We start from the raw sequence: 23,392 nt of genomic DNA on the forward strand, positions 1-23,392 counted from the left end.
CGGCGTTACTAATGATGTCTTTATAAGTGCCACGACAACCACGGAACCCCACCCAGAAAATAGGTGCGGCGGGTGGGGAGTGGAAAAAGGAGCAGGGAGACCCCCCCCCCCCGGACCAAGACCGTGGCGCCCCCGCCCCCCCCCCCGATCCCCCCCCCGCGGGGGGCCCCGCCGATCGACGTGGCAGAGCCGCGCCCGACCGACGTGGTCACGCCGCCTTCGCCGCCCTCGCCGCCCGCCCCGACCCCCAATGTCGAGGCCTCGGTTGATGCGTCCTACAAGAACCGCAATCCGCCCAAGTATCCGCCGGCGGCGCTGCGGGCCGGCATCACCGGTACGGTGGTGCTGATCATCGACGTCGACGCCAGTGGCAATGTCACCAACGTGTCGGTGGAGAAATCCAGCCGCAACCGCGACCTCGATCGCGCGGCCATGGATGCCGCCCGCAAGTGGCGTTTCAACCCCGGTTCGCAGGGTGGCCAGAAGGTGGCCGGACGCGTGCGCGTGCCTGTTGACTTCAAGATGTAAAGCGCGGACAAGCTGTTTCATGCCTGTCCGGGCAAATGGATTGCAAAAGAACCAAGCGACAACCGCTACATAACCGCATCACCCTCATCATCACAAATAAAAGGTAAGCGTCATGCTGCAGGAAACCACCGCCGCTGCTGGAGGCACCAACGCCGCCGATGCAATGAAGAACATGGGCTTCGGACATCTGATCCAGGAGATGACCGCCCATCCCAGCGAATTCGCCGTGTCGTGGATCGTGCTGATCACCCTGGTGATCATGTCGGCGCTGAGCTGGTACTGGACCGTGATCAACTTCATCAAGAACGTGCGACTGAAGGGTCAGGCCGAACGCGTCACCGGCGCCTTCTGGGATACCGCCAACGCCCAGGACGCCATCCGCCTGATGGAAGAACAGCCCCGCAACGAGCCGTTCTCCAAGATCGCGCTCGACGCCGCCCAGGCTGCCGCCCACCATCAGCGCAGCGAAGGCTCCAAGCTGGCAGAGTCGCTGAACCGTTCGGAGTTCGTCGATCGTTCCCTGCGCCAGGCCGTGACGCGCGAAAGCTCCAAGTTGCAGGCCGGCATGACCGTGCTGGCAACCGTCGGTGCAACCGCTCCGTTCGTGGGCCTGCTGGGTACGGTGTGGGGCATCTACGGCGCACTGATCAAGATCGGCGCGACCGGACAGGCATCCATCGACGCAGTGGCCGGCCCGGTGGGCGAGGCGCTTATCATGACCGCGCTGGGCCTGTTCGTGGCCATCCCGGCGGTGCTGGCGTACAACTTCTTCAACCGCACCAACAGCTCCACCAACGCCAAGTTCGATACGTTCGCGCATGACCTGCACGACTTCTTCGCCACCGGCTCGCGCGTTCGCTGAGCCGGCTCGAAGTCACGTACAGATCAATCGCATAAGCACGGAGCCCGGAAATGGCCTTCAGTAGTGGTAACGACAGCGGCGGCCCCATGGCCGACATCAACGTCACGCCCCTCGTGGACGTGATGCTGGTATTGCTGATCATCTTCATCATCACCGCGCCGCTGATGTCGCACAAAGTGCAGATCAAGCTTCCCGAGGCCAATTTGATCCAGGACCCCGAGAAAGCCCAGAAGCGCAAGTTGCCCATTACGGTTTCCGTGAAGGAAAACGGCTCGCTGTACTGGAACGATGAAGCGATCACCAAGGAAATCCTTGAGTCGCGTCTTTCCAGTGCCGCGCAGCTTACGCCGCAACCACCACTCAACCTGCGTGGTGACCGCACCACCAAGATGCGTACCATCAACGAGGTGACACGCATCGCGCAGGAGCAGGGAATGCTGGACGTTGGCTTCGTTGCCACCAAAGACAGGAGCCAATAAGCCATGGCATTCGCTACCGGTTCCGGCAAGGGCCAGCCGATGGCCGACATCAACGTCACGCCCCTGGTGGACGTGATGCTGGTGTTGCTGATCATCTTCATCGTGACCGCGCCGGTCATGACCTATCCCATCGACGTCGACCTGCCGCAGCGTGTGATCAACCCGCCGCCGCAGGTACGCGAGCCGCCGCCGCCGATCGAGCTGAAGATCGACGCCTCCGGACAGGTCACCTGGAACAACGCCGCGGTGCAGGTCAACGCCCTCCAGCAGATGATGGAGAACGAGGTCCAGCGCGATCCGACCAACCAGCCGCTGCTGCAGATCGATGCCAATCCCGATGCGCAGTACGACGTGATGGCCAAGGTCCTGGCAGCCGCCAAGAACGCGCAGATGCTCAAGATCGGTTTCGTGCAACAGCAATAAAGGGCAGCCGCCAAGCGCCGCAACCCGGCAGAAATCTTCCACGCCGCCTTCGGGCGGCGTGGTCGTTTCCAGGACAGGAGATAACGCCGAGATATCACCGCTTGTGGTGCCTCGCAAGTCGGCGTAGCGTGGAATCGACCACCGACTCCAGGAGTGCGCCATGGCTTTCTCCGCTGCCGTCCGTGATTCCGCCGTTGCCGAAATGAACATCACGCCGCTGGTGGACGTGATGCTGGTCTTGCTGGTGATCTTCATGGTTTCCGCACCGCTGGTGTCGAGTCCGGTCAGCGCCAGCCTGCCGCAGAGCGTCCTGCGACCCGTCACTCCCACGCCTTTGCAGTTGCAGCTGACCGTCGCGGCGGATGGGTCGTATCGGCTGGATGATCGCCCGCTAGCGCCTGACCAGCTCTGGGAGCGACTGGAGGATGCGCTGGTCAGCGATCCACAGGCCACATTGCGCGTGGATGCCGAGTCCGATGCCCACTACCAGAACGTGGTCACCGCGCTGGCCCATGCACGCAGGATCGGTATCACCCGTATCAGCATCCAGCCCTGACCCCGGCTGATGGCGGCCGTCCGGTGCTGCGGCCGGACAGCCGTCCCTGCATGCCCGGCACCGGAACGCGGCTCAGACTCTGCTGTCCAGGATCCGCAGATAGTTGTGAACCGTCTGTTCCAGACCGGCATACAGCGCCTCGCTGACCAGCGCATGGCCGATGGAAACTTCCAGCAGCTGCGGAATGGCGTTCCGGAATTCCCCCAGGTTGGCCTGGCTCAGGTCATGCCCGGCATTCACGCCCAGGCCCAGCGACCGCGCCTGCTCGGCGGTGGTCACGCAATCGCGCAACGCTGCGACCGCATCACCCCGCGCATGCGCCTCGGCGTAGGGGCCGGTATAGATCTCGATACGCTCGGCGCCCATCGCGCGCGCCTGGTCCAGCCCGGCGCCTCCGGCATCGACGAACAGGCTCACCCGGCAGCCCATGGCCTTGAGCGCGGCCACCAGCGGCGCAAGCCGCGCCGCATCGCGAGCGAAATCAAAGCCGTGGTCGGAGGTGATCTGGCCGTCGCTGTCCGGCACCAGCGTGGCCTGGGCAGGGCGGACCTGTTCGCACAGGGCCAGGAACCCGGGATAGCCGGCACGCGCGGGTGCAAACGGGTTGCCCTCCAGGTTCAGTTCGACCTGCTGCTGCGCCACCAGCCCGGCCAGCGCGAGCACATCATCGGTGCGGATATGGCGCTGGTCGGGCCGTGGATGCACGGTGATGCCATGGGCGCCGGCTTGCAGGCAGGTGCGCGCGGCGCGGACCACGTCGGGTTCGTTGCCGCCACGCGAGTTGCGGATCACCGCGATCTTGTTGACGTTGACGCTGAGCGCAGTCATCCGTCCACAAGACCCGTGGTGGACCCCGGGTTCAAGACTGCGCCGGCGGCTCGACCGGGGGCTGCAGACCGGCCTTGCGGGCTTCGGCGATCTCACGCAGGCGCCGCAATTCCATCGGGTCGATCATCTGGCTTTCGTCACGGCTGCTGCTGCCTATGCGTGCCGCGTACCAGCCCATGATCCAGGCCACGAACAGGGCCAGCGACACCAGCAGGCACACCACCATCAGGGCTACCGAAGCGGTTTTCAGGGCGACCGCCATGGCGGCCAGGGCAAGCAACAGGAATAGCCAATGCATGAGTCGGTTCCCCTCCAGGCAGTGGCCGAAGTTTACTATTTCCACCCCGCAGAAACGCCACCCGGTTCACAGCAATGGCGACATCAGGCGGGCCAGGGCCTCGGGCAGGCGATTGCGCCACAGCGAGCGGTTGCGCAGGTCCTGCACGCGCTCGGACGCGTCCATCTCGCCTTCCATCAACTGGGCCAGGGTGGCATTGATGGTCGGGTCGCGGAACAGCACGGAGATCTCGAAATTCAGCCGGAAACTGCGATGGTCGAAGTTGGCGCTGCCGATCAGGGCCATGCCGTCGTCGCAGAGCAGGGCCTTAGTGTGCAGCAGCCGCGGACCGTATTCGTAGACCTTGATGCCAGCGGCCAGCAGCTCGTCGAAATACGAGCGCGCGGCGTAGGTGACCAGGCGCGAATCACTCATCTTGGGCACCAGCAGGCGCACGTCCACGCCGCCCAGCGCGGCCGAGGTCAGGGCCATGCGCGCGGCTTCGCCGGGCACGAAGTACGGGGTGACCAGCCAGACCCGTGACCTGGCTTCGTGGATCGCGGCCACGTGCAGGCGATGGATGGCTTCCCAGGAGGAATCCGGCCCGGATACCACCACCTGGGTGGAAGTGCCGCCCTGCAGGCCCTGGCCGGGGGCCTCCCACAGTTGCGTGCCTTCGAAATCCTGGCGCTTCTGGCCGGTGGCATAGGCCCAGTCCTCGATGAAGACCACCTGCACGCTGCGCACCACTTCGCCCTCCAGGCGCAGGTGCAGGTCGCGATAGGCATTGGCGTGCAGCCGCTCGTTCTCTTCGTCGGTGATGTTGATGCCGCCGGTGAAGGCGACCCGGCCGTCCACGACCACGATCTTGCGGTGCGTGCGCAGGTTGACCCAGGTGCGGGTGAACGGGCGGAAGCGGGTCGGGTGGAACCAGGCGAATTCGCCGCCGGCATCCAGCAGCGGCTGCAGGAACCCTCGCGACACCTTCGAGGAACCCACCGCATCCAGCAGCAGGCGCACCTTGACCCCGGCGCGCGCGCGTTCGACCAGGGCGTCGCGCAGGCGCGTGCCGGTCTGGTCCGGCATGTAGATGTAGTACTCCAGGTGGACGTGGTTGGTGGCCGAGGAGACCGCATCGATCAGCGCGTCGTAGGTGGCCGCCCCATCGATCAGCAACTGCGCCGACGTGGCCGAGGAGGGCGCCAGCCCGGTGGTGGCCTGTCCCAGCAGCGCCAGTTCCGAACCGCCGTCATCGAAGGCGGCGGACACATCGTGCGATTCCAGGCCCTTGCGCGAGCGATGCCGGCGCAGGCGCTGGCGATTGATCTTCTGCGGCCCGAGCAGGAAGTAGATCAGGTAGCCCAGGTAGGGCAGCAGCGCCAGCGACAGGACCCAGGTCAGGGTGGCGACCGGCTCGCGCTTCTGCAGTACGATCCAGCCGCACAGCAGCAGGATGTAGAGCAGCCAGGCCAGGGTCAGGTACAACTTGAGGTGCGGGATCGCCCACAGGGCGGACCACAGGGTCTGGATGGTTTCTAGCATGCACCGGTACCTGCCGGTGTCGCCGGCCATGAGATCCCACGACGATAGCATTCCAGCATGGGCGAACTGATCAAGGGACGCGGCTCCACCGGCTATCTGCCGGGGCGCTTCGAAGTTTCCGTCACCGATGCCGTCGACGATGGCTGGCATGGCGGGGAAGAGGAAGAGTTTGCCCCGGTGCTGCCCCGCACCCAGGTGCGCGAGGAGGTCGCGCGCAGCGTCATCAGCCGCAACAGCTCGCCAGACATCGGCTTCTCGCAATCGGTCAATCCGTACCGCGGTTGCGAGCATGGCTGCAGCTACTGTTTCGCGCGCCCCTCGCATGCCTACCTCGGGCTGTCGCCGGGGCTCGACTTCGAAACCAAGATATTCGCCAAGACCAATGCGCCGGAGGTGTTGCGCCGGGAGCTTGCCAGGCCCGGTTACCAGGTCAGCCCCATCGCCCTGGGTATCAACACCGATGCCTACCAGCCGGTCGAGCGCGGGCTGCAACTGACGCGACGGCTGATCGAGGTGTTCGCCGAGACCCGGCACCCCTTCACCCTGATCACCAAGAACGCGCTGGTCACCCGCGACCTGGACCTGTTGGCGCCGCTGGCCCGGCAGAACCTGGTGCGCGTGCATTTTTCGGTGACCTCGCTGGACAACCGCTTGTCCGCGGCGCTCGAGCCGCGGGCCTCGGCGCCACACGCGCGCCTGCGTGCGATGCGCGCGTTGCGCGAGGCCGGCGTGCCGGTCGGGGCGATGGTGGCGCCGGTGATCCCGTGGGTGAACGACAGCGAGCTTGAGGCCGTGCTGGAAGCCGTGCACCAGGCGGGCGCCGAGTCGGCCGGTTATGTGCTGCTGCGCCTGCCGCATGAAGTCTCGCCCTTGTTCCGCGACTGGCTGCAGAACCACGTGCCCGATCGCGCCGCCCATGTCATGAGCACCATCCAGCAACTGCGGGGTGGCAAGGACTATGACGCCAGCTTCGGCAAGCGCATGCGCGGGCAGGGCGTGTATGCCGATCTGCTGGCGCGCCGCTTTGCGCTGGCGGTCAAGCGTCTCGGTTTCCCGCCACGGCCTGCGCGCGGCCTCGACCACAGCCTGTTCGTGGCCCCGCGCGCGCCATCGCCGCAGGGCGAACTGTTCTGATAGCCGGGCGCAGGCCAATGCCTGCATGCTTGCCAGCCTTCCGGGCAGGGTCGGGGGAGCAGGTGCGCGGCCATGGCCGCCGCTGCCGCGCCGCCTGCAGGCTGGCCCCGTCCATCGGGAAATGGACGGGCGCCCAGTGCCCACTCACACACACCAGGGGAAACAAGATGAAGATCCGCACCATCGCCGTGGCATCGCTGCTGTTCGTTTCCGGCATCGCCGCCAGCCACGCGGCCCAGCAGGCCGGCCCGGCCAACTACCGCGGCAAGGACAAGCAGGAGGCCGCGCTGGCCCTGCTCGAGGTGGCCAAGGCCCAGGCTGGCAAGGGCAGCTGGGAGCGCATTGCCGTCGCCCGCATCTATTACCTGGGCGGCATGAAGCCGCAGGGCAAGGCGATCTTCGATGACGTGCTGGCCCATGATCCGGAGTCCAGCGACCTGTTCCGCATTGCCCGCATCTATCGCCAGGCAGGCGAGTGGGAACTGGCCAAGGCGTTGCTGGAACGTTCGGTGCGCGAGAACCCCAAGGACAGCAAGGGCATGGCCGAACTGGGCGCCTATTACCTGCTGGCCGACGAGCGTGCCGCCGCCGAGGACCTGTTCGACCGCTCGTTCAAGCGCGAGGACGAACTGTGGTCGACGGTGGCCGCCGCTGGCGCCTACCTGGGCGTTGCCCCGCAGGAGTGAGGCTGTCGGACGCCCTCGGCACCGTTCTGGTCCCGAGGGTTGCCGTCCCGCCGGCCCGGAGCCCGCCGAGGCACAGCAGATCAGTGCAAGGCGATCGGTGCCCTGCCGCTCAGGCCGCCGGGTACAGGTGCTCGGCCGACTGGAACAGGATCCAGCTGGTGGCGATGAACTTGTCGCCGTGCTGCGGGCGGTTGCCGCGGTGGGTATGGGTGAAGGCGGTGGGCGCGATCAGCAGGCTACCGGTGCGCGGGGCGATCTTGCGCTGCTGGAACAGGAATTCGGTTTCTCCTTCGGCGAAATCGTCATTCAGGTAGAGCGTCCACAGCAGGTGGCGGTGCAGGGTCTCGGCGCCCGGATCGCGCGGGTAGAGTTCGCAATGCCAATAGGGATAGCCGCCCTCGCCGGCGCCGTACCATTGCAGGTTGATCGCGCCCGGGCGCAGGCAGGTGCGGGCCAGTTCGACCAGCTGGGCCTCGCCCATGGCGGGGAAATCACCGGCCTGCAGCCGGCGCATTTCGCCGGTGGCATCGGCCTGTTGCAGCATCAGCGGCGAGATCAGGACCTGCGGGTACTTGCGCAGGTAGGCCAGCAGCCCGGCGAACACGGCCTGCTGCAACCGCTGCTCGACCTCACGCCAGGCCGGGTCGCCGCTGATGCGCAGGTCGCGGCTGTGCTTGAGCTCCGGATACACGCCACCGCCGACCCGGCCTGGCTGGAGGTCGCGGCTGCCACGCAGGCGCGCCACGATGGCCTCGCAGCTGGCCCGGTCCAGGGCCGCGTCGGTGACTTCGATGAAGTCCGCGGGGTCCGCCATCAGGCCTTGCCGTCGGCGATGGCGTGCTGGCGCTCGACCGCGGCGACCTCGTTGCGCGAACCGAGGAAGACCGGCACGCGCTGGTGCAGCTGCTGCGGAGGCACGTCGAGGATGCGTTCGCGCCCGGTACTGGCCGCGCCGCCGGCCTGCTCGACCAGCAGGCCCATCGGGTTGGCTTCGTACATCAGCCGCAGCTTGCCGGCCTTGCCTGGGTCCCTGCGGTCCCACGGGTAGATGAAGATGCCGCCGCGGGTCAGGATCCGGTGCACGTCGGCGACCATGCTGGCGATCCAGCGCATGTTGAAATCCTTGCCGCGCGGGCCTTCCTTGCCGGCCAGCAGTTCCTCCACGTACGCCTGCATCGGCGGTTCCCAGTGGCGCTGGTTGGAGACATTGACGGCGAACTCGGCGGTGTCGGCGGGAATCCGCATGTCGCGCTGGGTCAGCAGGAAGGCACCCTGCTCGCGATCCAGGGTGAAGGCATGGGTGCCGTGGCCCACGCTCAGCACCAGCATCGTGCTGGGGCCGTAGATGCAGTAGCCGGCGGCGACCTGGGCGCTGCCGGGTTGCAGGAAATGCGCGTCGGTCGCCGCGCCGACCCCGTCGGGGTGGCGCAGGACCGAGAAGATCGTGCCGACCGAGACGTTGACGTCGATGTTGGAGCTGCCATCCAGCGGGTCGAACAGGAGCAGGAAGTTGCCGCGCGGGTACGCATCGGGGATCGGCTGGCAGTGGTCCATTTCCTCCGAGGCGCAGGCGGCCAGGTGGCCGCCCCAGGCATTGGCTTCCAGCAGGATGTCGTTGCTCAGTACGTCCAGCTTCTTCTGCGCCTCGCCCTGGATGTTCATGCTCATCGAACCAGCGGTGCCGGCATCGCCCAGCACCCCGCCCAGCGCGCCCTTGCTGACGGCGATGGAGATGCTGGTGCAGGCACGCGCCACCACCGCGATCAGCTGGCGCAGGTCGGCCTCGATGCGGCCGGCGCGTTGCTCCTCGATCAGGTAGCGGGTCAGGGAAACCCGCGGGTTTTCTTGCGTGGACATGGCACCACGGGAGCAGAGAGGACGCGGGCATTGTCCGGTGTTGGGCAGGGGAAGCAAGCGCATGCCAGAATCGGGCGCTTACCGGAGCGATGCCGTGCCAGAAATCGACAACGCGCTCCTGCTGGGATTCTCTTCCGCGCTCGGCCTGGGGTTGCTGATCGGCCTGGTCCGTGAGCGCAGCCACGCCCGCGGCCACGCCATCGCCGGCTTGCGCACCCATGCGCTGGCGGCATTGGCCGCGGCGGTGGCGGCCTGGCTGGGCCCACCGGTTTTCCTGGTGGCCCTGGCGCTGGTCGGGGTGCTGGCGGCGATGGCCTACCAGGCCACCCATGCCGAAGATGCCGGCCTGACCAGCGAGATCGCGCTGGTGCTGACCTTCCTGCTGGGCGGCATGGCCATGCGCTCGGCCGGCCTGGCCAGCGGGCTGGCCGTGCTGGTGGCGGTGCTCCTGTATGCCAAGGAACCCCTGCACCGCCTCAGCCGCGAGCGCCTGAGCGAACGCGAGGTGTTCGATGGCCTGATGTTGCTGGCCGCCGCGCTGGTGGTCCTGCCGATCCTGCCCGACCGCGACATCGGCCCGTTCGGGGCCATCAACCTGGCCACCCTATGGAAGCTGGTGGTGCTGGTGATGGGCGTCAGTGCGCTGGGCCACGTGGCCCTGCGCATGGTCGGCAACCGCTGGGGCCTGGCGGCGGCCGGATTCTTCGCCGGCTATGTTTCCTCGACCGCCGCGGTGATCGGCTTTGGCCAGCGCAGCAAGGACACCCCGGCGCTGCTGCGCTCGGCGGTGGCCGCCGCGCTGCTGGCCAACCTGGCCTCGCTGAGCCTGTGCCTGCCGATCCTGTGGACGGTCTCGCCGGCACTGGCCACGCGCCTGCTGCCCGAACTGCTGGCGGTGGGCGCCGTACTGCTGGGCGGGGGCCTGCTGGGCCTGCGCGCCGGCCGTGACGAGCAGGTCCCACCGCCGACCGCGCAGAGCCGCATGTTCCGCTTCGGCCATGCGCTGGGATTTGCCCTGCTGGTCGCGGCGCTGGTGCTGCTGTCGGCAGCCCTCAGCGCCTGGATCGGGCCGACCGGGGCGATGGCTGCGGCGATCGTCTCGGCCATGGCCGAGCTGCATGCGGCGGTGGCCACGCTGGGCAGCCTCACCGGCAAGGGCAGCGTCAGCCTGGACCAGGCCCGCTGGCTGATGCTGGGCCTGCTCGCGGCCAGCCTGGTGACCAAATCGGGAATCGCCCTGGCCAGCGGCACCCGCGCCTACGGCCTGCGGGTCGCGGCCGGCCTGCTGCTGGCGTTGGCGGCGGGCCTGCTGGCGGTGTTGCTGACCTGAAGCCGCGTGCGGCTCAGATGATGCGCAGGGTGATCGCCTTCAGCACCGCGCGGGTGCGGTCGCGGGTGCCGAGTTTGTCCAGGATGGTCGATACGTAGTTCTTCACCGTGCCTTCGGCCAGGAACAGGCTGCGGGCGATTTCCTTGTTGGAATAGCCACCGGCCAGCAGGCGCAGGATCGCGACCTCGCGTGCGCTGAAGGTTTCGGTCGGCGCGGCCTCGTCGCGGAAACGGAAGCGCGCACGCACCGGGTCGGTGCTGACGGGTTGCAGCAAAGTCTCTCCGGCGGCCACGCGCACGATGGCATCGCGCAGGTCTTCGGGTGCGGCGTCCTTGAGCAGGAACCCCTGCGCGCCGGCATCGGTGGCGCGCAGCAACAGATCGCTGTCGTCGAAGGTGGTCAACAGCAGCACCGGCGTGGCATCGCCACGTTCGCGCAGCCGCAGCAGCGCCTCGATGCCATCGGTGCCCGGCATGCGGATGTCGCTGAGCACCACGTCCACCGGCTGCCCGGCGAGTTTCGCCAGCAGGTCGGCGCCGTCCTCGGCTTCCAGCACCACGGTGACGCCCTGTTGCTGCAGCAGGGCGCGCAGCCCGGCGCGCACCAGCGCCTGGTCGTCGGCCAGGGCCACCCGCACGCTGCCGCCCGTCATGCCGGCAGCTCCACCTGCAGGCGCAGGCCGCCGCGCGCGGACCTGCCGATGACCAGGCTGCCGTCGACCGCGGCGAGTCGCTCGCGCATGCCGGCCAGGCCATTGCCTTCGCGCACCGCACCGCGCAGGCGGCCGTCGTCCTCGATGTCGAGCAGGATCCTGCCGTGCCCGTGGCGCAGGCTGACCGACAGGGTGTCGGCATCGGCATGGCGCGCGGCATTGGTCATGGCTTCCTGCACGATGCGCAGGATGGTTTCGGCGATGAGCGGATCAGCCACATGCACCTGCTCGGCCACTTCCAGCCTGAGCACGGGCCGCGGCATCGGTGCGGCCAGGGCGCGCAGCGCGGTCTGCATGTCCAGGCCACGGGCATCGCGCAACGCCTGGACCACGTTGCGGATGTCTTCCAGCAGTTCCGAGGAAAGTTGCTGGGCAATCATTACCTCACTGCGGCCGGCAAGCAGGGGATCGGCCGCCAGGGCGCGCAGGTTGAGTTTCATCGCGGTCAACTTGTGCCCGGCCACGTCGTGCAGTTCGCGCGCCATCCGCAGGCGTTCGGCATCGCGCGCGCTGTCGGCCAGCAGCGCGCGCGTGGCCAGCAGGTCGGCGTTGACCAGGGCCAGCTGGTCGCGCGAGGACTCGGCGCGCACGGCGTAATACACGCACAGCGCCGCCAGCGCCTGGAAGCCCATGTTGATCATGACCATGGTCAGCGGTGAGCGGAAACCGGCGTCGCGGATCAGCAGGTAGAAGATCGCGTCCGCCAGCAGCGCCGCAGCGACCGCAATGCCAACGCGCCAGGCCGAGAAGGCGCAGGCCACCCAGATCACCAGCAGGATCTGCGCGGTGCCCAGTTCGGGCGCCAGCTTTATCTGGAACAGTGCCGCAGCGGCCATCAACACGAGCAGTGCGGAGCGGACGCGCTTGCGGTGGTCGGCGGTGGCGCCCAGTGCAGTGAACAACACCGCGAAGGCCACCAGGCACAGCGTCGCCGGCACGGTGACCTCGCGTTCGGTGAAGCGCAGTGACAGCGCCACTCCGGCGATGGTGAAGAAGCCTGCCAGGTTCAGCGGCTGCAGAAGGTTCCGGAGGAATTCGCGCATGCAGCATGCTGGCCGCTGGCCCCGGCGATGGCAATGCGCATACGGCAGAAAGTGACTTCCGGCACTGCGGATCGGTGACTGCCGGCATCTGACCGCGGCATGGCGGCGGCAGACACTGGCGACGCCATCCCGGCGCCGAGGAGCACCCCATGAACTTCACCTCCAGCAACCCCAGTGCCAGCAATCGCAGCATTGTTTCCCTTTCCCTGGCGCTCGCCGCCGCGCTCGCCGTCGCCGGACCGGCGGCGGCGGCCGAGCTCACGGTCAAGCTGCACGGTGTCCGCGCGCAGACCGGGCTGGTCAAGGTGGCCGTGGTCGATTCGCAGGAGGCATGGGACGGCAAAGCTGCGCCCGTGCGCGCCGACGGCGCACCTGCACAGGGCGAGGAGGCGAAGTTCTCCTTCCAGGATCTCAAGCCGGGCGAGTACGCGGTGATGATCACCCATGATGAAAACGGCAACGGCAAGCTCGACACCAACGTCATGGGCATGCCGCTGGAAGGCTATGGCTTCAGCAACAATCCGCAAGTGATGCGCAAACCGACCTGGGACGAAGCCCGCTTCACGGTCGGCGACGGCGACGTCGCCATCGACGTCGACCTGCATTGAGGAGTCGCGCCATGGGCACGGAACTCAACCGCCGCCGCTTCCTGCGCAACCTGCTGTCGGGCGCAACCACGCTCGCGCTCGCGCCCCTTCTGCTGCACGGGCAGGACGCATTGGCGGGCGACCCCGCCGTCTTTGCCCGCGGTCTGCGCGCGAACCCCTGGCTGGCCGGATGGAAAAGCGTCGAGGCCGAGGCGCTGGGTCCGACCGTGGTCGAGGTCGAGGGCCAGCTGCCGGCCGGTTTCGCCGGCACCCTGTATCGCAATGGACCGGCCTGGACCGAACGCGCCGGCTTCCGCTACGAGCACTGGTTCGATGGCGACGGCATGGTCCATGGCTGGCACTTCGAAGGCGACCGGGTCACCCATCGCGCCCGCATGGTGGCGACGCCGAAGTTCAGCCGCGAGCAGAAGGCCGGGCGCTTCCTGTATCCGGCCGCCGGGACCACGGTTCCCGATACCCAGCCGATCCGCAACAACGACGACGCCAATCCGGCCAACACCTCGGTGGCGACGATCAACGGGCGCCTGTTCGCGCTGTGCGAAGCGGGCTCGGCGTTCGAGCTCGATCCGGACCAGCTGACGACGCTGGGCCCGGTGACCTGGCGCCCGGACCTGGCCAGCGTGCCGTTCTCGGCGCACCCGCTGGTGGACCGCGATGGTTCGACCTGGAACTTTGGCGCGATCAGCCTGATGGGCGGCTCCGGCCTGTTCGTCTGGCACATCGGCGCCGACGGCACGCTGATCTCCGGCGATGTGCTGGACACGCCGGTGCGTGGCTACCTGCACAGCTTCGCCCAGACCGACCACTACCTGGTGTTCACCCTGATCCCGTTCGACTACCGGGAAGGCCACGGCGCGTTCTTCGAGCGCCTGCGCTTACAGCCCGACCAGTCGCTGCGCGTGGCGGTGGTGGCGAAGGACGCGCCAACGAAGGCGCGCTGGTTCGAAGCCGAATTCGCCGCCATCTACCACTTTGGCGATGCCTTCGAGCGCAATGGCCAGATCGTGATGCGCGCCGTGCAGCACGCGGACGTCGAGCAGGCGCGCTCGCCGATGCAGTCGGCGATGAACGGGCGTCCCGACGCCCACGGCGGCCAGGGCCGCCTGCGCGAACTGCACCTGGGACTGCGCGACGGCAAGGCGCGCTGGCAGGACACGGGCGTGGCCGGCATCGAGTTCCCGCTGTTCGATCCGCGCACCCGTGGCGATCGCGCGGCGCGGCTGTATGCGCCGGCCAACCATGGCCTGCACACTGCGCCCTACTTCAACGCCATCGCCTCATTCGACGTCGAACGCGACCGCCGCCAGTTACATGACTACGGCGAGTCGGTGCTGGTGGAAGAGCACGTGTTCGTGCCGCGGCCGGGCAGCACTCGTGCCGGCGACGGCTGGCTGGTCGGCACCCTGCTGGACAGCGCCCGCGGGCGCAGTGGCATCGCGGTGCTGGATGCCGAACACGTCGACGCCGGTCCCCTGGCCCAGGCGTGGCTGCCGCATACGCTGCCGTTGGGATTCCACGGGCATTTCGCCGCAAGGACGTAAACGTGCACGCTTGCTTCTGCGGTGATCCGACAGGTCCTCCACCAGCCGATGGAACTGCACCGACTACCTCCTACCGTGCCCACTGCCACTGCGCGCCCAGCAACCAGGTCCGGCCGGGGCCGGGTTCGTAGAAACGGCCGTTGCCTTCGTTGACGATGACCGAGCCGATGTAGGCCCGGTCCAGCAGGTTGTCCACACGCGCGAACCCGCGCAGCGTGCCGGAGGCCAGCCGCCACTCGCGCGCCGCTTCCAGGTTGAACAGGAAATAGCCCGGCGCGCGTTCGCTCGCCACGTCATTGACCACCACGTCGCCCACGCCTTCGCCTTCCAGTGCCGCGCTCCAGCGTTCGCCGCGCCATTGCAGGCGGCTGGAAAACTGCTGGCGGGGCACGCCGGGAATGCGTGAGCCGGCGGCCACCGGCGTCGACGGCAGCGTGCAGCCGGCGCCGCTGCACACCAGGTAGGCGGTGCGGAAAGTCGCATCCAGCCACGTGTAGGCCAGCTGCAGTTGCCAATGGTCGGACAGCGGCGCCTCCAGCGAGGCCTCGAAGCCGTCGCGGCGGGCGCTGCCCACGTTCTGGAAACTGCTGCGGCCGCCGACGTTGCGGGCCACCGCCAGTTCGTCGTCGGTATCGGCACGGAACCACGCCGCCTCCAGCCGCGTGCCGGCGTCGCTGCGCCATTTCATGCCCAGCTCGAGGTTGCGGCTGACCGCAGGGCGCAGGTCGAAGGCCAGGCCGGCACCGCCATCGGCGCGGTAACCCAGTTCGTTGAAGGTCGGCGTTTCGAAACCGCGACCGGCCGAAACGTACCAGCGAAGATCCTCGCTGGCCTTGAACATCAGCCCGGCCACGGGCGTGGTTTCCACATAGCGCACGCTGCCGCTGTCATCCGGATTGGCCGCGGTCACGTAGCGATCGCGGGCGGTGAATGCCACCTCGCTGTGGCGCGCGCCGGCCAGCAGCGACCAGCGCGGGCTGAACTGCCACCAGGCCTGGGCGAAGCCGTCGGCATTGCGCACGCGGTTGCTTTCATCGCGGCGCAAGCCGCCTTTCACGCCCAGCGTGGCGCCGACGAAATTCTCGTAGCCGCGGCGGGCCTGGTCCTGCTGGTCCACGTTGGCGCCCACGGTGAACTCGAAAGGCTGGGTCGCCAGCTCGCCCTGCCAGCTCCAGCGCAGGTCGGCGCCGCCGTAGTCGCTGTCCAGGTCGATGACGCCGCCGGCGTTGAGCGGATTGGCCTGGGCCGCCACCGGCAGGGCCAGGAACTGTTCGACCGCGCGGCTGCCGCCGTAGAGCAGCGCCCGCCAGGTCTGCGCGGCGCCCACCTGCTGGGTGTAGGTCAGCCCGGCCTGGCTCTGACGCACCGATTTGCGGGTGTCGAACAGGGTGGCTGCCGCGGTGGCCTGGCGCGGATCGTCCCGGACCTGCGCGCGGGTCAGGCCCAGCGGGTCTTGGGCGTCGGGCAAGTCGAGGTGATTGAGCACGAGCGTGAGCGTGCGGGAGGAATCAAGGTTGAAGTCGAACCGCGCGTTGATCGAATCGCGCCGCGCCGCGCTGTGGTCGCGATAGCCGTCGGTATCGAAATGCGAGGCGGCCAGGTTGTAGCCCATCGGCCCGCTGGCGCCCTTCAATTGCACCCCCAGCGTGGTGGCCGCATCGCTGCCGGCGGCGGCGCGCACGCGCCAGGGATCGCCTTGCCGTCCCTCGGCGCTCCACAACTGGACTACGCCGCCGGAGGAGTTTCCGTACAGGGCCGAAAACGGTCCACGCATGATCTCGATGCGTTCGGCCCCCAGCACGTTGAAATGCGAAAGCTGGCCTTGCCCATCCGGCATGGAAGCGGGCACACCGTCAGCAATCAGGCGCACGCCGCGCACGCCGAAGGTCGAACGCGCGCCGAAACCGCGCAGCGACAGCTGCGTGTCCTGCGCATGGTTCTGGCGATCACGCGCCAGCAGGCCGGGTACGCCGCCCAGCACATCGGACACGTTGGCCGCGCTGGTGTTGTCGTCGTCGCGCAGGGACACGGTGGCCACCGAGGCCGGCGTGTCGAAATCATTGACCCCGAGCAGGCGGGTGGCGCTTACCTGGATACGGTCCAGCGTGGCCGGCTCGGCGGGCGTCGATTGCGCGGCAACCCCCGTGTGGCACAGCAGGCAGGCGAGCAGCAGGGCAGGGCGCGCAGAAGTCATGCGGCATGATCGCAGCTGCCCGCCGCGCCGCCGTGATTCTCCTGGACGCGAGGGCATGGCGGGCTGGTTGCAGGAGCGACGCAAGTCGCGAAGCCAGGAGATCACGAGGCCAGAGCCTGTCGGCAATCAGGTGCTGTGGGCTTCGCGACTTGTGTCGCTGCTACAAGAGCCAGCTTGCGCGCATTGGCCCGGAGCCCGGCTCCACAAGATCGACCCACGGCCGATCAGCGGGTCCGATGCTTACACGTCGGCGTCGGTGGCCCAGCCCTCTCCGCTGCCGCGATGGAAGACCTGGTCCGACTGCAGCACCTTGCCGGCCGGGAAGGCTTCGCGCTGGGCCAGCTTGGCGTAGATCGGGGTGAAGTCCGGCTCGGTCGCGGCGATCAGCTGCTCGAAGCTGTCGATGACGAAGTAGGTCTTCTGGAAGGTGTCGATGCGGTAGCGCGTGCGCATCACCCGTTCCAGGTCGAAACCAATCCGGTTGGGCGCGTCGGCTTCCAGCGAATACAGCGACTCGCCTTTCGAGGACACGATGCCGCTGCCATAGATGCGCAGGCCCTGCGGGGTGTCGATGAGGCCGAATTCCACCGTGTACCAGTACAGCCGGGTCAGGTTGACCAGCGCCTCGGCGCCGATGCCGTGCGCCTTGACCCCGCCGCGGCCATAAGCCTGCATGTAATCGGCGAACAGCGGGTTCATCAGCAGCGGCACGTGCCCGAACAGGTCGTGGAACAGGTCGGGTTCGGCGATGTAGTCGATCTGGTCGGGCCGGCGGATCCACCAGGTCACCGGGAAGCGGCGGTTGGCCAGGTGGTCGAAGAATTCCAGTTCCGGCAGCAGGCCTTCCACCCCCACCAGGGTCCAGCCGGTGGCCGCACCCAGCACTTCGTTCAACTGGTCGAAGCGCGGGATCGCGTGCGGGGTCATGCCCATCTCGTCCTGGGCGTGCAGGAATTCATCGCAGGCGCGGCCGACCAGCAGTTCGCGCTGGCGCTGGTACAGGGTGCCCCAGGTGGCATGGTCCTCGGCCTTGTAGTCCTCCCAGGGCTGCTCGACCAGGGCCGTCGTGTAGACCGGCACGTAGCCCTTGTCCGTCTCCTGGTGCTCGACGCGGCGCGGCTGGTTCATGGGGTCTCCGATGAGGATATTGCGGCATTCGATGTTAGCGCCGGACCCGCGCAACGGGGTTGCAAAGTTGCGCAGTAGGCGGCCGTCAGCGCAATATTCGTGCGTATCAGTGGAAAATAGAGCATGAAATGACCGAATCCCTGTCTCTGGACCGCACCGACCTGCGCCTGCTCGCACTCCTGCAGCAGGATGGACGCGCCACCAATGCCGAGATTGCCAGCCAGGTGAACCTGTCGCCGTCGGCCTGCCTGCGCCGGGTCCAGCGCCTGGAGGCGGCCGGCGTGATCCAGGGATATGCGGCACTCGTCGACCCCAAGCGGGTCGGCCTGGGGCTGCAGGCCTTCGTGCGCGTGCAGCTGGAAAAACATGGGCAGCTCGGCCTCGACCGATTCATCGAAGGCGTCAGCAGCTGGGACGAGGTGGTCGCCTGCCATGCGCTCACCGGCGACATGGACTACCTGCTGCAGGTGGTGGTGCAGGACCTGGAACACTTCTCCAGTTTCCTGCTGGACAAGCTGATCAACGCCACCGGCGTGGCCGATGTGAATTCCAGTTTCGTCCTGCGCACGGTCAAGCAGACCCGGGCGCTGCCGCTGGGCCATCTGGGCTGAAGTCCGGGTGTTGCATGGCCCGGCTTGCCCGGCTGATCTCTTCGCCCAACGCGGCCCAGCCGGGAACGCCCGGCGCTACCAACGCGACAGCGTCGCCGGTCGTCATCGCCGGCGCGGCCACTCAACAGGACTTGCGGCCATTGCCCCGGCTGTTGCTGTCCTGCAACATGCGGGTGCTAGGTACGCCCGCCCCCTTCCACCATCCTACGGAAGCTCCCGCCATGTCCCCAAGCCGTCCCTCGTCCGTGCGTCCGCACCGACTCGCCCTTGCCATTGTCGCCGTGCTGCCCTTCGGCCCCGCTTTCGCCCAGGACACCGCGCCTTCCGCCCCGGCCACGCGATCCAACGAAGCCACCACCCTGGAGGCCGTGGAAGTCACTGCCCAGCGCCGGGTCGAGAACATCCAGGACGTGCCGGTGTCGATCAGCACCATCAGCAGCGAGAAGCTCGACGTGCTGGCGTCCGGCGGCAACGACGTGCGGTTCCTGTCCGCGCGCGTGCCCAGCCTGAACATCGAATCCTCCTACGGCCGCGCCTTCCCGCGCTTCTACGTCCGCGGCCTGGGCAACACCGACTTCGACCTCAACGCCTCGCAGCCGGTGTCGCTGATCTATGACGACGTGGTCCAGGAAAGCCCCCTGCTGAAAGGCTTCCCGGTGTTCGACCTGGAGCGCATCGAAGTGCTGCGTGGTCCGCAGGGCACCCTGTTCGGTCGCAACACCCCGGCCGGCGTGGTCAAGTTCGAATCGGCCAAGCCGACCCAGGAATTCGGCGGCTACGGCCGGCTGTCCTACGGCACCGACAACATGTGGAACGTGGAAGGCGCGGTGGGCGGCGGCCTGACCGATCGCTGGTCGGCGCGCGCCTCGGTGCTGTTCCAGCGCCGCGAGGACTCGGTCACCAACACCAACGAACCGGGTCCCGACCGCGGCGCCGAGGGCTACGACGAATCGGCCGCGCGCGTGCAGTTCCTGTACGAGGGTGACGCGTTCGAAGGCCTGTTCAACCTGCACAAGCGCCACCTCAACGGCACCGCGCGCCTGTTCCGCGCCAACATCATCGACCCCGGCACCAACAACCTGGTGCCGGGCTTCGACCGCGACCAGGTGTCCACCGACGGCGTGAACTTTTCCGAGCTCGATACCTGGGGCGGCAGCGCGCGCCTGCGCTGGGAGCTGGGCCGGGTCAACCTGTATTCCATCACCGGTTACGAGACCGCCGAATCGCTCAACCGTGGCGACATCGACGGCGGCTTCGGCGCCGCGTTCCTGGGCCCGGGCAACTCCGGTCCGGGTTTCATTCCGTTCGCATCGGAATCGGCCGACGGCCTGCCCGACCACCGCCAGATCACGCAGGAATTCCGCGTCGAGTCAAACGAATGGGGACGCTTCGACTGGCAGGCCGGCCTGTTCTACTACGACGAAGACATCAGCATCGACAGCTTCAACTACGACTCGCTGACGCCTGGCAATCCGCGCGCCGGCTATGCCATCCAGGACCAGCGCAACAAGGCCTGGGCGGTGTTCGCCTCCGGTGATTTCGAAGTCACCGATGCCTTCACCCTGCGCGGCGGCCTGCGGTACACGCAGGACAAGAAGGACTTCAGCGCCAGCGTGCTGGAAGCGGCGCCGTTCTCGGCCGCGCCGGTCGGCGGCCCGTATACGGTCAGCACCGACGTCAACGACGTCAGCTGGGACCTGAGCGGGGTCTATGCCCTCAACGAAGACGTCAATTTCTACGCGCGCGTGGCCAAGGGCTTCCGCGCGCCGTCGATCCAGGGCCGCCTGCTGTTCGCCAGCGCCGATGCGGTGGCCGACAACGGGGGTGTCTCAACCGCCGATTCGGAAGAAGTGATTTCCTACGAGGCCGGCATCAAGGCCGATCTCTGGGACAAGCGCGCGCGCCTGGGCTTCAACGTGTTCCGCTATGACGTCAACGACCAGCAGATCATCGCGGTCGGCGGCGGCGGCAACAGCGCGACCCTGCTCAACGCCGACAAGACCGTCGGCCAGGGTTTCGAACTGGACCTCGAGGCCTACCTGACCGACAACCTGCTGGTCACCCTGGGCAGCAGCTACAACGACACCGAGATCCAGGACGCCAGCCTGGCCGTGCCCGGCTGCGGCGGTGGCTGCACGGTCACCGATCCGGAAACCGCGCCGGGTTCGGGCCTCTACCTGATCGATGGCAACTCCCTGCCACAGGCGCCCAAGTGGGTGCACAACGTGACCGCGCGCTGGGCCATGCCGGTGGGCGAGGGCGGCGAGTTCTACGTGTTCACCGATTGGGCCTATCGCAGCGAAGTGAGCTTCTTCCTGTACGACTCGGTGGAATTCACCGGCAAGTCCTCGGTCGAAGGCGGCCTGCGCATCGGCTACAACTGGAACCAGGGTGACTACGGCGTGGCCGTGTTCGGCCGCAACATCACCGACCAGACCCGCATCGTCGGCGGCATCGACTTCAACAACCTGACCGGCTTCCTCAACGAACCGCGCACGGTCGGCGTGGAGTTCAGCGCCCGGTTCTGAGCGGCGCCAGTGGGCAGGGAAAAGAGCCGGCTTGTCCGGCTCTTTTCCTGCAGGTGCGAGCTAGCCCGGATACTGCCGGACGCGGCAGTTGCGGCTGTTGTAGGAGGGACGCGAGTCGCGAAGCAGGGAAGCCATGAGTGCCGAGATCTGCAGGCCGGCGTGCTTCGCGACTTGCGCCCTGAAGGAAGTCCCCTCGGGGGGCGTCGCTCCTACAAGGGTCGCGTCGCTCCTGATCCGTCCTTGGCTACTCGCGTGGCGGGAACTTCAAAACCACGCCGTGTTCGTCCTGGCGCTCGGCGCGGTTCCACAACACCGGCACCTGGCGGGGCGCGGGCGGTTCCAGCTCATCGTCCAGCGGCGCCAGGGTTTCTTCCTCGTCTTCCCAGCTGTAGCGCTTGCGCGGCAAGGCCGGGTCCAGCTTGCGGAACAGCATCGCGGCGAGGAGGCCGGCCACCGCGCCACCCAGGTGCGACTGCCAGGAAACGCCGGGCTCCCTGGGCAGCACCGTCAACAGCATGCCGCCGTAGAAGAAGAACGCGATCATGCCGGTGGCGATCGCGGCGCGGTCGCGCCGCAACACGCCCAGTGCGAAGACCAGGAACATCAGGCCATGGGTCAGACCGCTGGCGCCCAGGTGGAAACTGCCCGGCGCGCCCAGCCACCATGCACCGAGTCCCGAGCCCAGCCACAGCAGGGGCAGCGACCAGGCGGTAGCGCGCGGATACACGCTGCCGGCCAGCGTCCCCAGGATCAGCAACGAACTGGCATTGGCGACGATGTGTTCCAGCGAGCCATGCAGCAAGGGCGCGGTCAATAGCCCCAGCAGGCCCGGCAGCGACTGTGGCGCCACCGCGAACGCACGGGTGTCTAAACTGCCCTGCGCCGAATACACGATGGCCAGCAGGAGCACGAACATCAGGCTGAGGTTGAGCGCGCGCTTGAGCCTGCCACGGTCTATCCGGGCCTGGGTTTGCGGGTCGTAGCGGGGATCGTCGGGGTGGTAGGGGTCCATGCGAAAGGGATGGCGGCGTGACGCGGGAATGCAAGGGTGGGTGGTGAGGGATGGTGAATCCCGATGAGCTCCAAGGGACCGTGGCGCGGGGTGCTCTTGGCGATTAAATTCACGCGAACAGACCCGATGGAGATACGAAGGGCGAGTTGCAGGGCCGCCAATCAATACGCCAAGAGCACCCCTCCCCAACCCTCCCCTTTGCTGCGCAAAAGGGAGGAGGCCAAGCAGCCACCGCGTAGAATGGGTCCATGAATACGCCACTCCCCGCCGTCCACCTCAAGAACGCCTGGCGCTCCAGCCATCCCTGGATCTTCCAGAAACTCGTCGCCAAGCCCGAGCCCAAACCCAAGCCCGGCAGCATCGTCGATGTGATCGGCGTCGACGGCGAGTGGATCGGCCGTGGCTTCTACAACGGCCACTCGCGCATTGCCGTGCGCATCCTGGAAACCGATCCCGACGTGGCGGTCGATGCCGACTGGTTCTCGCGCAAGATCGCCCAGGCCGTGTCCCTGCGCCGCGAGGTGCTCAAGCTCGACGAGACCTCCAACGCCTGGCGCGTGGTGCATGCCGAAGGCGACGGCCTGTCGGGCCTGGTGGTCGACCGCTATGACGACCTGCTGGTGGTCGAGTTCTTCAGCGCCGGCATGTTCCGCCACCGCGACTGGATCTACGACGCACTGAAGGAACAGTTTCCGGGCGCGCGCTTCTACAGCTTCGCCGAGGAACACGTGCAGAAGCAGGAGTCGTTCGACTTCCGTGGCACCGAACCGCCGGCGCCGGCGATCATCACCGAGAACGGCGTGCACTTCCGCGCCGATCCGGCTGGCGCGCACAAGACCGGTTTCTTCGCCGACCAGCGCGACAACCGCGAGTGGCTGTCGCAACAGGTCGCTGGCAAGCGCGTGCTGGACCTGTGCTGCAACACCGGCGGCTTCGGCGTGTACGCCAAGGTCCGCGGCGCCGAGGAAGTGGTCGGCGTGGACATCGACGAGGACGTGATCTCGATCGCCAAGGGCAACGCCAAGCTCAACGACGTGCGGTTGAAGTTCGTGCAGGCCGACATCTTCCCGTGGCTGCGTGATGCGGGCAATGCCAAGGATCTTTACGACGTGGTGATCCTGGACCCGGCCAAGATGACCCGCGATCGCGAGCAGGTGATCGCGGCGCTGAAGAAATACCTGGACATGAACAAGTTGGCGCTGGGCGTGGTCAAGCCGGGCGGACTGTTCGCCACGTTCTCCTGCACCGGCCTGGTCAGCGAACAGGAATTCCTCGACATGCTGCGCCGCGCCGCCTATTTCTCGGGCCGCACCATCCAGATCCTGAAGTTGTCAGGCGCCGGCGCCGACCATCCGTTCATGGCCCACGTGCAGGAATCGCGTTACCTAAAGGCGGTGTTCTGCCGGGTGTTCTGAGCACATCGTAGGGTGGGCCCTGGCCCACCATGGCCATGTCGTCGCTTGCGATGGCAATGATCGACGTGGTTCCGCCAGCATCCCGGCAGCGCCGGAAC

General features: G+C 67.4%; 22 protein-coding genes and 1 pseudogene. 13 read left to right on the forward strand and 10 right to left on the reverse strand.

Annotated features, from left to right (window positions below; all coding sequences use genetic code 11):
- Window positions 1-96: 96 nt before the first annotated feature.
- The 5 genes and pseudogenes from DT603_RS08340 to DT603_RS08360 all read left to right on the forward strand — a co-directional run.
- Window positions 97-528: pseudogene (locus DT603_RS08340) on the forward strand (energy transducer TonB); the annotation flags it as partial.
- A gap of 112 nt (window positions 529-640) precedes the next feature.
- A complete protein-coding gene (locus DT603_RS08345; protein WP_162349424.1) occupies window positions 641-1,390 on the forward strand; it encodes a MotA/TolQ/ExbB proton channel family protein in 750 nt (249 codons plus the stop codon).
- 50 nt (window positions 1,391-1,440) lie between these two features.
- On the forward strand, window positions 1,441-1,869 hold the full coding sequence (locus DT603_RS08350) for an ExbD/TolR family protein (protein WP_162349425.1): 429 nt from the start codon (window positions 1,441-1,443) through the stop codon (window positions 1,867-1,869).
- A gap of 3 nt (window positions 1,870-1,872) precedes the next feature.
- Complete coding sequence (locus DT603_RS08355; RefSeq protein WP_162349426.1) at window positions 1,873-2,292, forward strand: ExbD/TolR family protein; 420 nt, start codon at window positions 1,873-1,875, stop codon at window positions 2,290-2,292.
- Window positions 2,293-2,452: 160 nt separating this feature from the next.
- Window positions 2,453-2,848 carry an ExbD/TolR family protein gene (locus tag DT603_RS08360; protein WP_162349427.1) on the forward strand — a complete coding sequence of 132 codons (396 nt, stop codon included), beginning with the start codon at window positions 2,453-2,455 and terminating at the stop codon, window positions 2,846-2,848.
- A gap of 72 nt (window positions 2,849-2,920) precedes the next feature.
- Here the strand turns inward: DT603_RS08360 and DT603_RS08365 are convergent, their stop codons facing one another.
- From DT603_RS08365 to cls, 3 genes are all read right to left on the reverse strand, one after another.
- Window positions 2,921-3,676, reverse strand: coding sequence for a pyridoxine 5'-phosphate synthase (locus DT603_RS08365; RefSeq protein WP_162349428.1), 756 nt, complete (start codon window positions 3,674-3,676; stop codon window positions 2,921-2,923).
- Window positions 3,677-3,707: 31 nt separating this feature from the next.
- Complete coding sequence (locus DT603_RS08370) at window positions 3,708-3,974, reverse strand: hypothetical protein (RefSeq protein WP_162349429.1); 267 nt, start codon at window positions 3,972-3,974, stop codon at window positions 3,708-3,710.
- Window positions 3,975-4,040: 66 nt separating this feature from the next.
- Complete coding sequence (gene cls, locus DT603_RS08375; protein ID WP_162349430.1) at window positions 4,041-5,495, reverse strand: cardiolipin synthase; 1,455 nt, start codon at window positions 5,493-5,495, stop codon at window positions 4,041-4,043.
- Window positions 5,496-5,552: 57 nt separating this feature from the next.
- Here cls and DT603_RS08380 point away from each other — a divergent pair, with 57 nt between their 5' ends.
- Window positions 5,553-6,629 carry a PA0069 family radical SAM protein gene (locus tag DT603_RS08380; RefSeq protein WP_162349431.1) on the forward strand — a complete coding sequence of 359 codons (1,077 nt, stop codon included), beginning with the start codon at window positions 5,553-5,555 and terminating at the stop codon, window positions 6,627-6,629.
- 167 nt (window positions 6,630-6,796) lie between these two features.
- Window positions 6,797-7,315, forward strand: a complete 519-nt coding sequence (locus DT603_RS08385; protein WP_162349432.1) for a tetratricopeptide repeat protein — start codon at window positions 6,797-6,799, stop codon at window positions 7,313-7,315.
- Window positions 7,316-7,424: 109 nt separating this feature from the next.
- Here the strand turns inward: DT603_RS08385 and DT603_RS08390 are convergent, their stop codons facing one another.
- Together DT603_RS08390 and DT603_RS08395 are read right to left on the reverse strand one after the other, a co-directional pair.
- Window positions 7,425-8,129 (reverse strand): 2OG-Fe(II) oxygenase, encoded by a 705-nt coding sequence (locus tag DT603_RS08390; RefSeq protein ID WP_162349433.1) that lies wholly within the window; start codon window positions 8,127-8,129, stop codon window positions 7,425-7,427.
- Complete coding sequence (locus DT603_RS08395) at window positions 8,129-9,172, reverse strand: class 1 fructose-bisphosphatase (RefSeq protein WP_162349434.1); 1,044 nt, start codon at window positions 9,170-9,172, stop codon at window positions 8,129-8,131. The genes DT603_RS08390 and DT603_RS08395 overlap by 1 nt, the downstream gene beginning before the upstream one ends.
- 94 nt (window positions 9,173-9,266) lie before the next feature.
- Between DT603_RS08395 and DT603_RS08400 the strand changes: the two genes are divergently transcribed.
- Window positions 9,267-10,502 carry a DUF4010 domain-containing protein gene (locus tag DT603_RS08400; RefSeq protein WP_162349435.1) on the forward strand — a complete coding sequence of 412 codons (1,236 nt, stop codon included), beginning with the start codon at window positions 9,267-9,269 and terminating at the stop codon, window positions 10,500-10,502.
- A gap of 13 nt (window positions 10,503-10,515) precedes the next feature.
- On the opposite strand, the gene DT603_RS08405 is transcribed toward DT603_RS08400, so the two are convergent.
- Both DT603_RS08405 and DT603_RS08410 read right to left on the reverse strand, forming a co-directional pair.
- On the reverse strand, window positions 10,516-11,154 hold the full coding sequence (locus tag DT603_RS08405; RefSeq protein WP_162349436.1) for a response regulator transcription factor: 639 nt from the start codon (window positions 11,152-11,154) through the stop codon (window positions 10,516-10,518).
- Window positions 11,151-12,257: a sensor histidine kinase gene (locus tag DT603_RS08410; protein WP_162349437.1), complete on the reverse strand. Its 1,107-nt coding sequence runs from the start codon at window positions 12,255-12,257 to the stop codon at window positions 11,151-11,153. The genes DT603_RS08405 and DT603_RS08410 overlap by 4 nt, the downstream gene beginning before the upstream one ends.
- A gap of 149 nt (window positions 12,258-12,406) precedes the next feature.
- On the opposite strand from DT603_RS08410, the gene DT603_RS08415 reads away from it, so the two are divergent.
- A complete protein-coding gene (locus DT603_RS08415; RefSeq protein WP_162349438.1) occupies window positions 12,407-12,865 on the forward strand; it encodes a DUF2141 domain-containing protein in 459 nt (152 codons plus the stop codon).
- 11 nt (window positions 12,866-12,876) lie between these two features.
- Complete coding sequence (locus DT603_RS08420) at window positions 12,877-14,406, forward strand: carotenoid oxygenase family protein (protein ID WP_162349439.1); 1,530 nt, start codon at window positions 12,877-12,879, stop codon at window positions 14,404-14,406.
- Window positions 14,407-14,476: 70 nt separating this feature from the next.
- On the opposite strand, the gene DT603_RS08425 is transcribed toward DT603_RS08420, so the two are convergent.
- Window positions 14,477-16,600 carry a TonB-dependent receptor family protein gene (locus DT603_RS08425; protein ID WP_162349440.1) on the reverse strand — a complete coding sequence of 708 codons (2,124 nt, stop codon included), beginning with the start codon at window positions 16,598-16,600 and terminating at the stop codon, window positions 14,477-14,479.
- 240 nt (window positions 16,601-16,840) lie between these two features.
- The gene (gene phhA, locus DT603_RS08430; protein ID WP_162349441.1) at window positions 16,841-17,728 is read right to left on the reverse strand and encodes a phenylalanine 4-monooxygenase; all 888 of its coding nucleotides are present in this window, start codon (window positions 17,726-17,728) and stop codon (window positions 16,841-16,843) included.
- A 128-nt stretch (window positions 17,729-17,856) separates the two neighbouring features.
- Between phhA and DT603_RS08435 the strand changes: the two genes are divergently transcribed.
- Entirely contained in the window at window positions 17,857-18,339 is a 483-nt protein-coding gene (locus DT603_RS08435; RefSeq protein WP_162349442.1) for an Lrp/AsnC family transcriptional regulator, read from the forward strand.
- Window positions 18,340-18,560: 221 nt separating this feature from the next.
- Complete coding sequence (locus DT603_RS08440) at window positions 18,561-20,867, forward strand: TonB-dependent receptor (protein ID WP_162349443.1); 2,307 nt, start codon at window positions 18,561-18,563, stop codon at window positions 20,865-20,867.
- A 244-nt stretch (window positions 20,868-21,111) separates the two neighbouring features.
- Here the strand turns inward: DT603_RS08440 and DT603_RS08445 are convergent, their stop codons facing one another.
- Window positions 21,112-21,879, reverse strand: coding sequence for a rhomboid family intramembrane serine protease (locus tag DT603_RS08445; protein ID WP_162349444.1), 768 nt, complete (start codon window positions 21,877-21,879; stop codon window positions 21,112-21,114).
- A 248-nt stretch (window positions 21,880-22,127) separates the two neighbouring features.
- Between DT603_RS08445 and DT603_RS08450 the strand changes: the two genes are divergently transcribed.
- Window positions 22,128-23,294, forward strand: a complete 1,167-nt coding sequence (locus DT603_RS08450; RefSeq protein ID WP_162349445.1) for a class I SAM-dependent rRNA methyltransferase — start codon at window positions 22,128-22,130, stop codon at window positions 23,292-23,294.
- Window positions 23,295-23,392 lie beyond the last annotated feature (98 nt).

The organism is Pseudoxanthomonas gei, assembly GCF_010119615.1.
GTDB classification, from domain to species: domain Bacteria; phylum Pseudomonadota; class Gammaproteobacteria; order Xanthomonadales; family Xanthomonadaceae; genus Pseudoxanthomonas_A; species Pseudoxanthomonas_A gei.

What these genes read in the sequence shown, in the direction of transcription:
- DT603_RS08405 (WP_162349436.1), bottom strand. Translation starts at nt 11,154, where the DNA reads ATGACGGGCGGCAGCGTGCGGGTGGCCCTGGCCGACGACCAGGCGCTG.
- DT603_RS08365 (WP_162349428.1), bottom strand. Translation starts at nt 3,676, where the DNA reads ATGACTGCGCTCAGCGTCAACGTCAACAAGATCGCGGTGATCCGCAAC.
- DT603_RS08360 (WP_162349427.1), top strand. Translation starts at nt 2,453, where the DNA reads ATGGCTTTCTCCGCTGCCGTCCGTGATTCCGCCGTTGCCGAAATGAAC.
- DT603_RS08380 (WP_162349431.1), top strand. Translation starts at nt 5,553, where the DNA reads ATGGGCGAACTGATCAAGGGACGCGGCTCCACCGGCTATCTGCCGGGG.
- DT603_RS08385 (WP_162349432.1), top strand. Translation starts at nt 6,797, where the DNA reads ATGAAGATCCGCACCATCGCCGTGGCATCGCTGCTGTTCGTTTCCGGC.
- DT603_RS08445 (WP_162349444.1), bottom strand. Translation starts at nt 21,879, where the DNA reads ATGGACCCCTACCACCCCGACGATCCCCGCTACGACCCGCAAACCCAG.
- DT603_RS08345 (WP_162349424.1), top strand. Translation starts at nt 641, where the DNA reads ATGCTGCAGGAAACCACCGCCGCTGCTGGAGGCACCAACGCCGCCGAT.
- DT603_RS08415 (WP_162349438.1), top strand. Translation starts at nt 12,407, where the DNA reads ATGAACTTCACCTCCAGCAACCCCAGTGCCAGCAATCGCAGCATTGTT.
- DT603_RS08440 (WP_162349443.1), top strand. Translation starts at nt 18,561, where the DNA reads ATGTCCCCAAGCCGTCCCTCGTCCGTGCGTCCGCACCGACTCGCCCTT.
- DT603_RS08450 (WP_162349445.1), top strand. Translation starts at nt 22,128, where the DNA reads ATGAATACGCCACTCCCCGCCGTCCACCTCAAGAACGCCTGGCGCTCC.
- cls (WP_162349430.1), bottom strand. Translation starts at nt 5,495, where the DNA reads ATGCTAGAAACCATCCAGACCCTGTGGTCCGCCCTGTGGGCGATCCCG.
- DT603_RS08435 (WP_162349442.1), top strand. Translation starts at nt 17,857, where the DNA reads ATGACCGAATCCCTGTCTCTGGACCGCACCGACCTGCGCCTGCTCGCA.
- phhA (WP_162349441.1), bottom strand. Translation starts at nt 17,728, where the DNA reads ATGAACCAGCCGCGCCGCGTCGAGCACCAGGAGACGGACAAGGGCTAC.
- DT603_RS08410 (WP_162349437.1), bottom strand. Translation starts at nt 12,257, where the DNA reads ATGCGCGAATTCCTCCGGAACCTTCTGCAGCCGCTGAACCTGGCAGGC.
- DT603_RS08395 (WP_162349434.1), bottom strand. Translation starts at nt 9,172, where the DNA reads ATGTCCACGCAAGAAAACCCGCGGGTTTCCCTGACCCGCTACCTGATC.
- DT603_RS08390 (WP_162349433.1), bottom strand. Translation starts at nt 8,129, where the DNA reads ATGGCGGACCCCGCGGACTTCATCGAAGTCACCGACGCGGCCCTGGAC.
- DT603_RS08420 (WP_162349439.1), top strand. Translation starts at nt 12,877, where the DNA reads ATGGGCACGGAACTCAACCGCCGCCGCTTCCTGCGCAACCTGCTGTCG.
- DT603_RS08425 (WP_162349440.1), bottom strand. Translation starts at nt 16,600, where the DNA reads ATGACTTCTGCGCGCCCTGCCCTGCTGCTCGCCTGCCTGCTGTGCCAC.
- DT603_RS08350 (WP_162349425.1), top strand. Translation starts at nt 1,441, where the DNA reads ATGGCCTTCAGTAGTGGTAACGACAGCGGCGGCCCCATGGCCGACATC.
- DT603_RS08355 (WP_162349426.1), top strand. Translation starts at nt 1,873, where the DNA reads ATGGCATTCGCTACCGGTTCCGGCAAGGGCCAGCCGATGGCCGACATC.
- DT603_RS08370 (WP_162349429.1), bottom strand. Translation starts at nt 3,974, where the DNA reads ATGCATTGGCTATTCCTGTTGCTTGCCCTGGCCGCCATGGCGGTCGCC.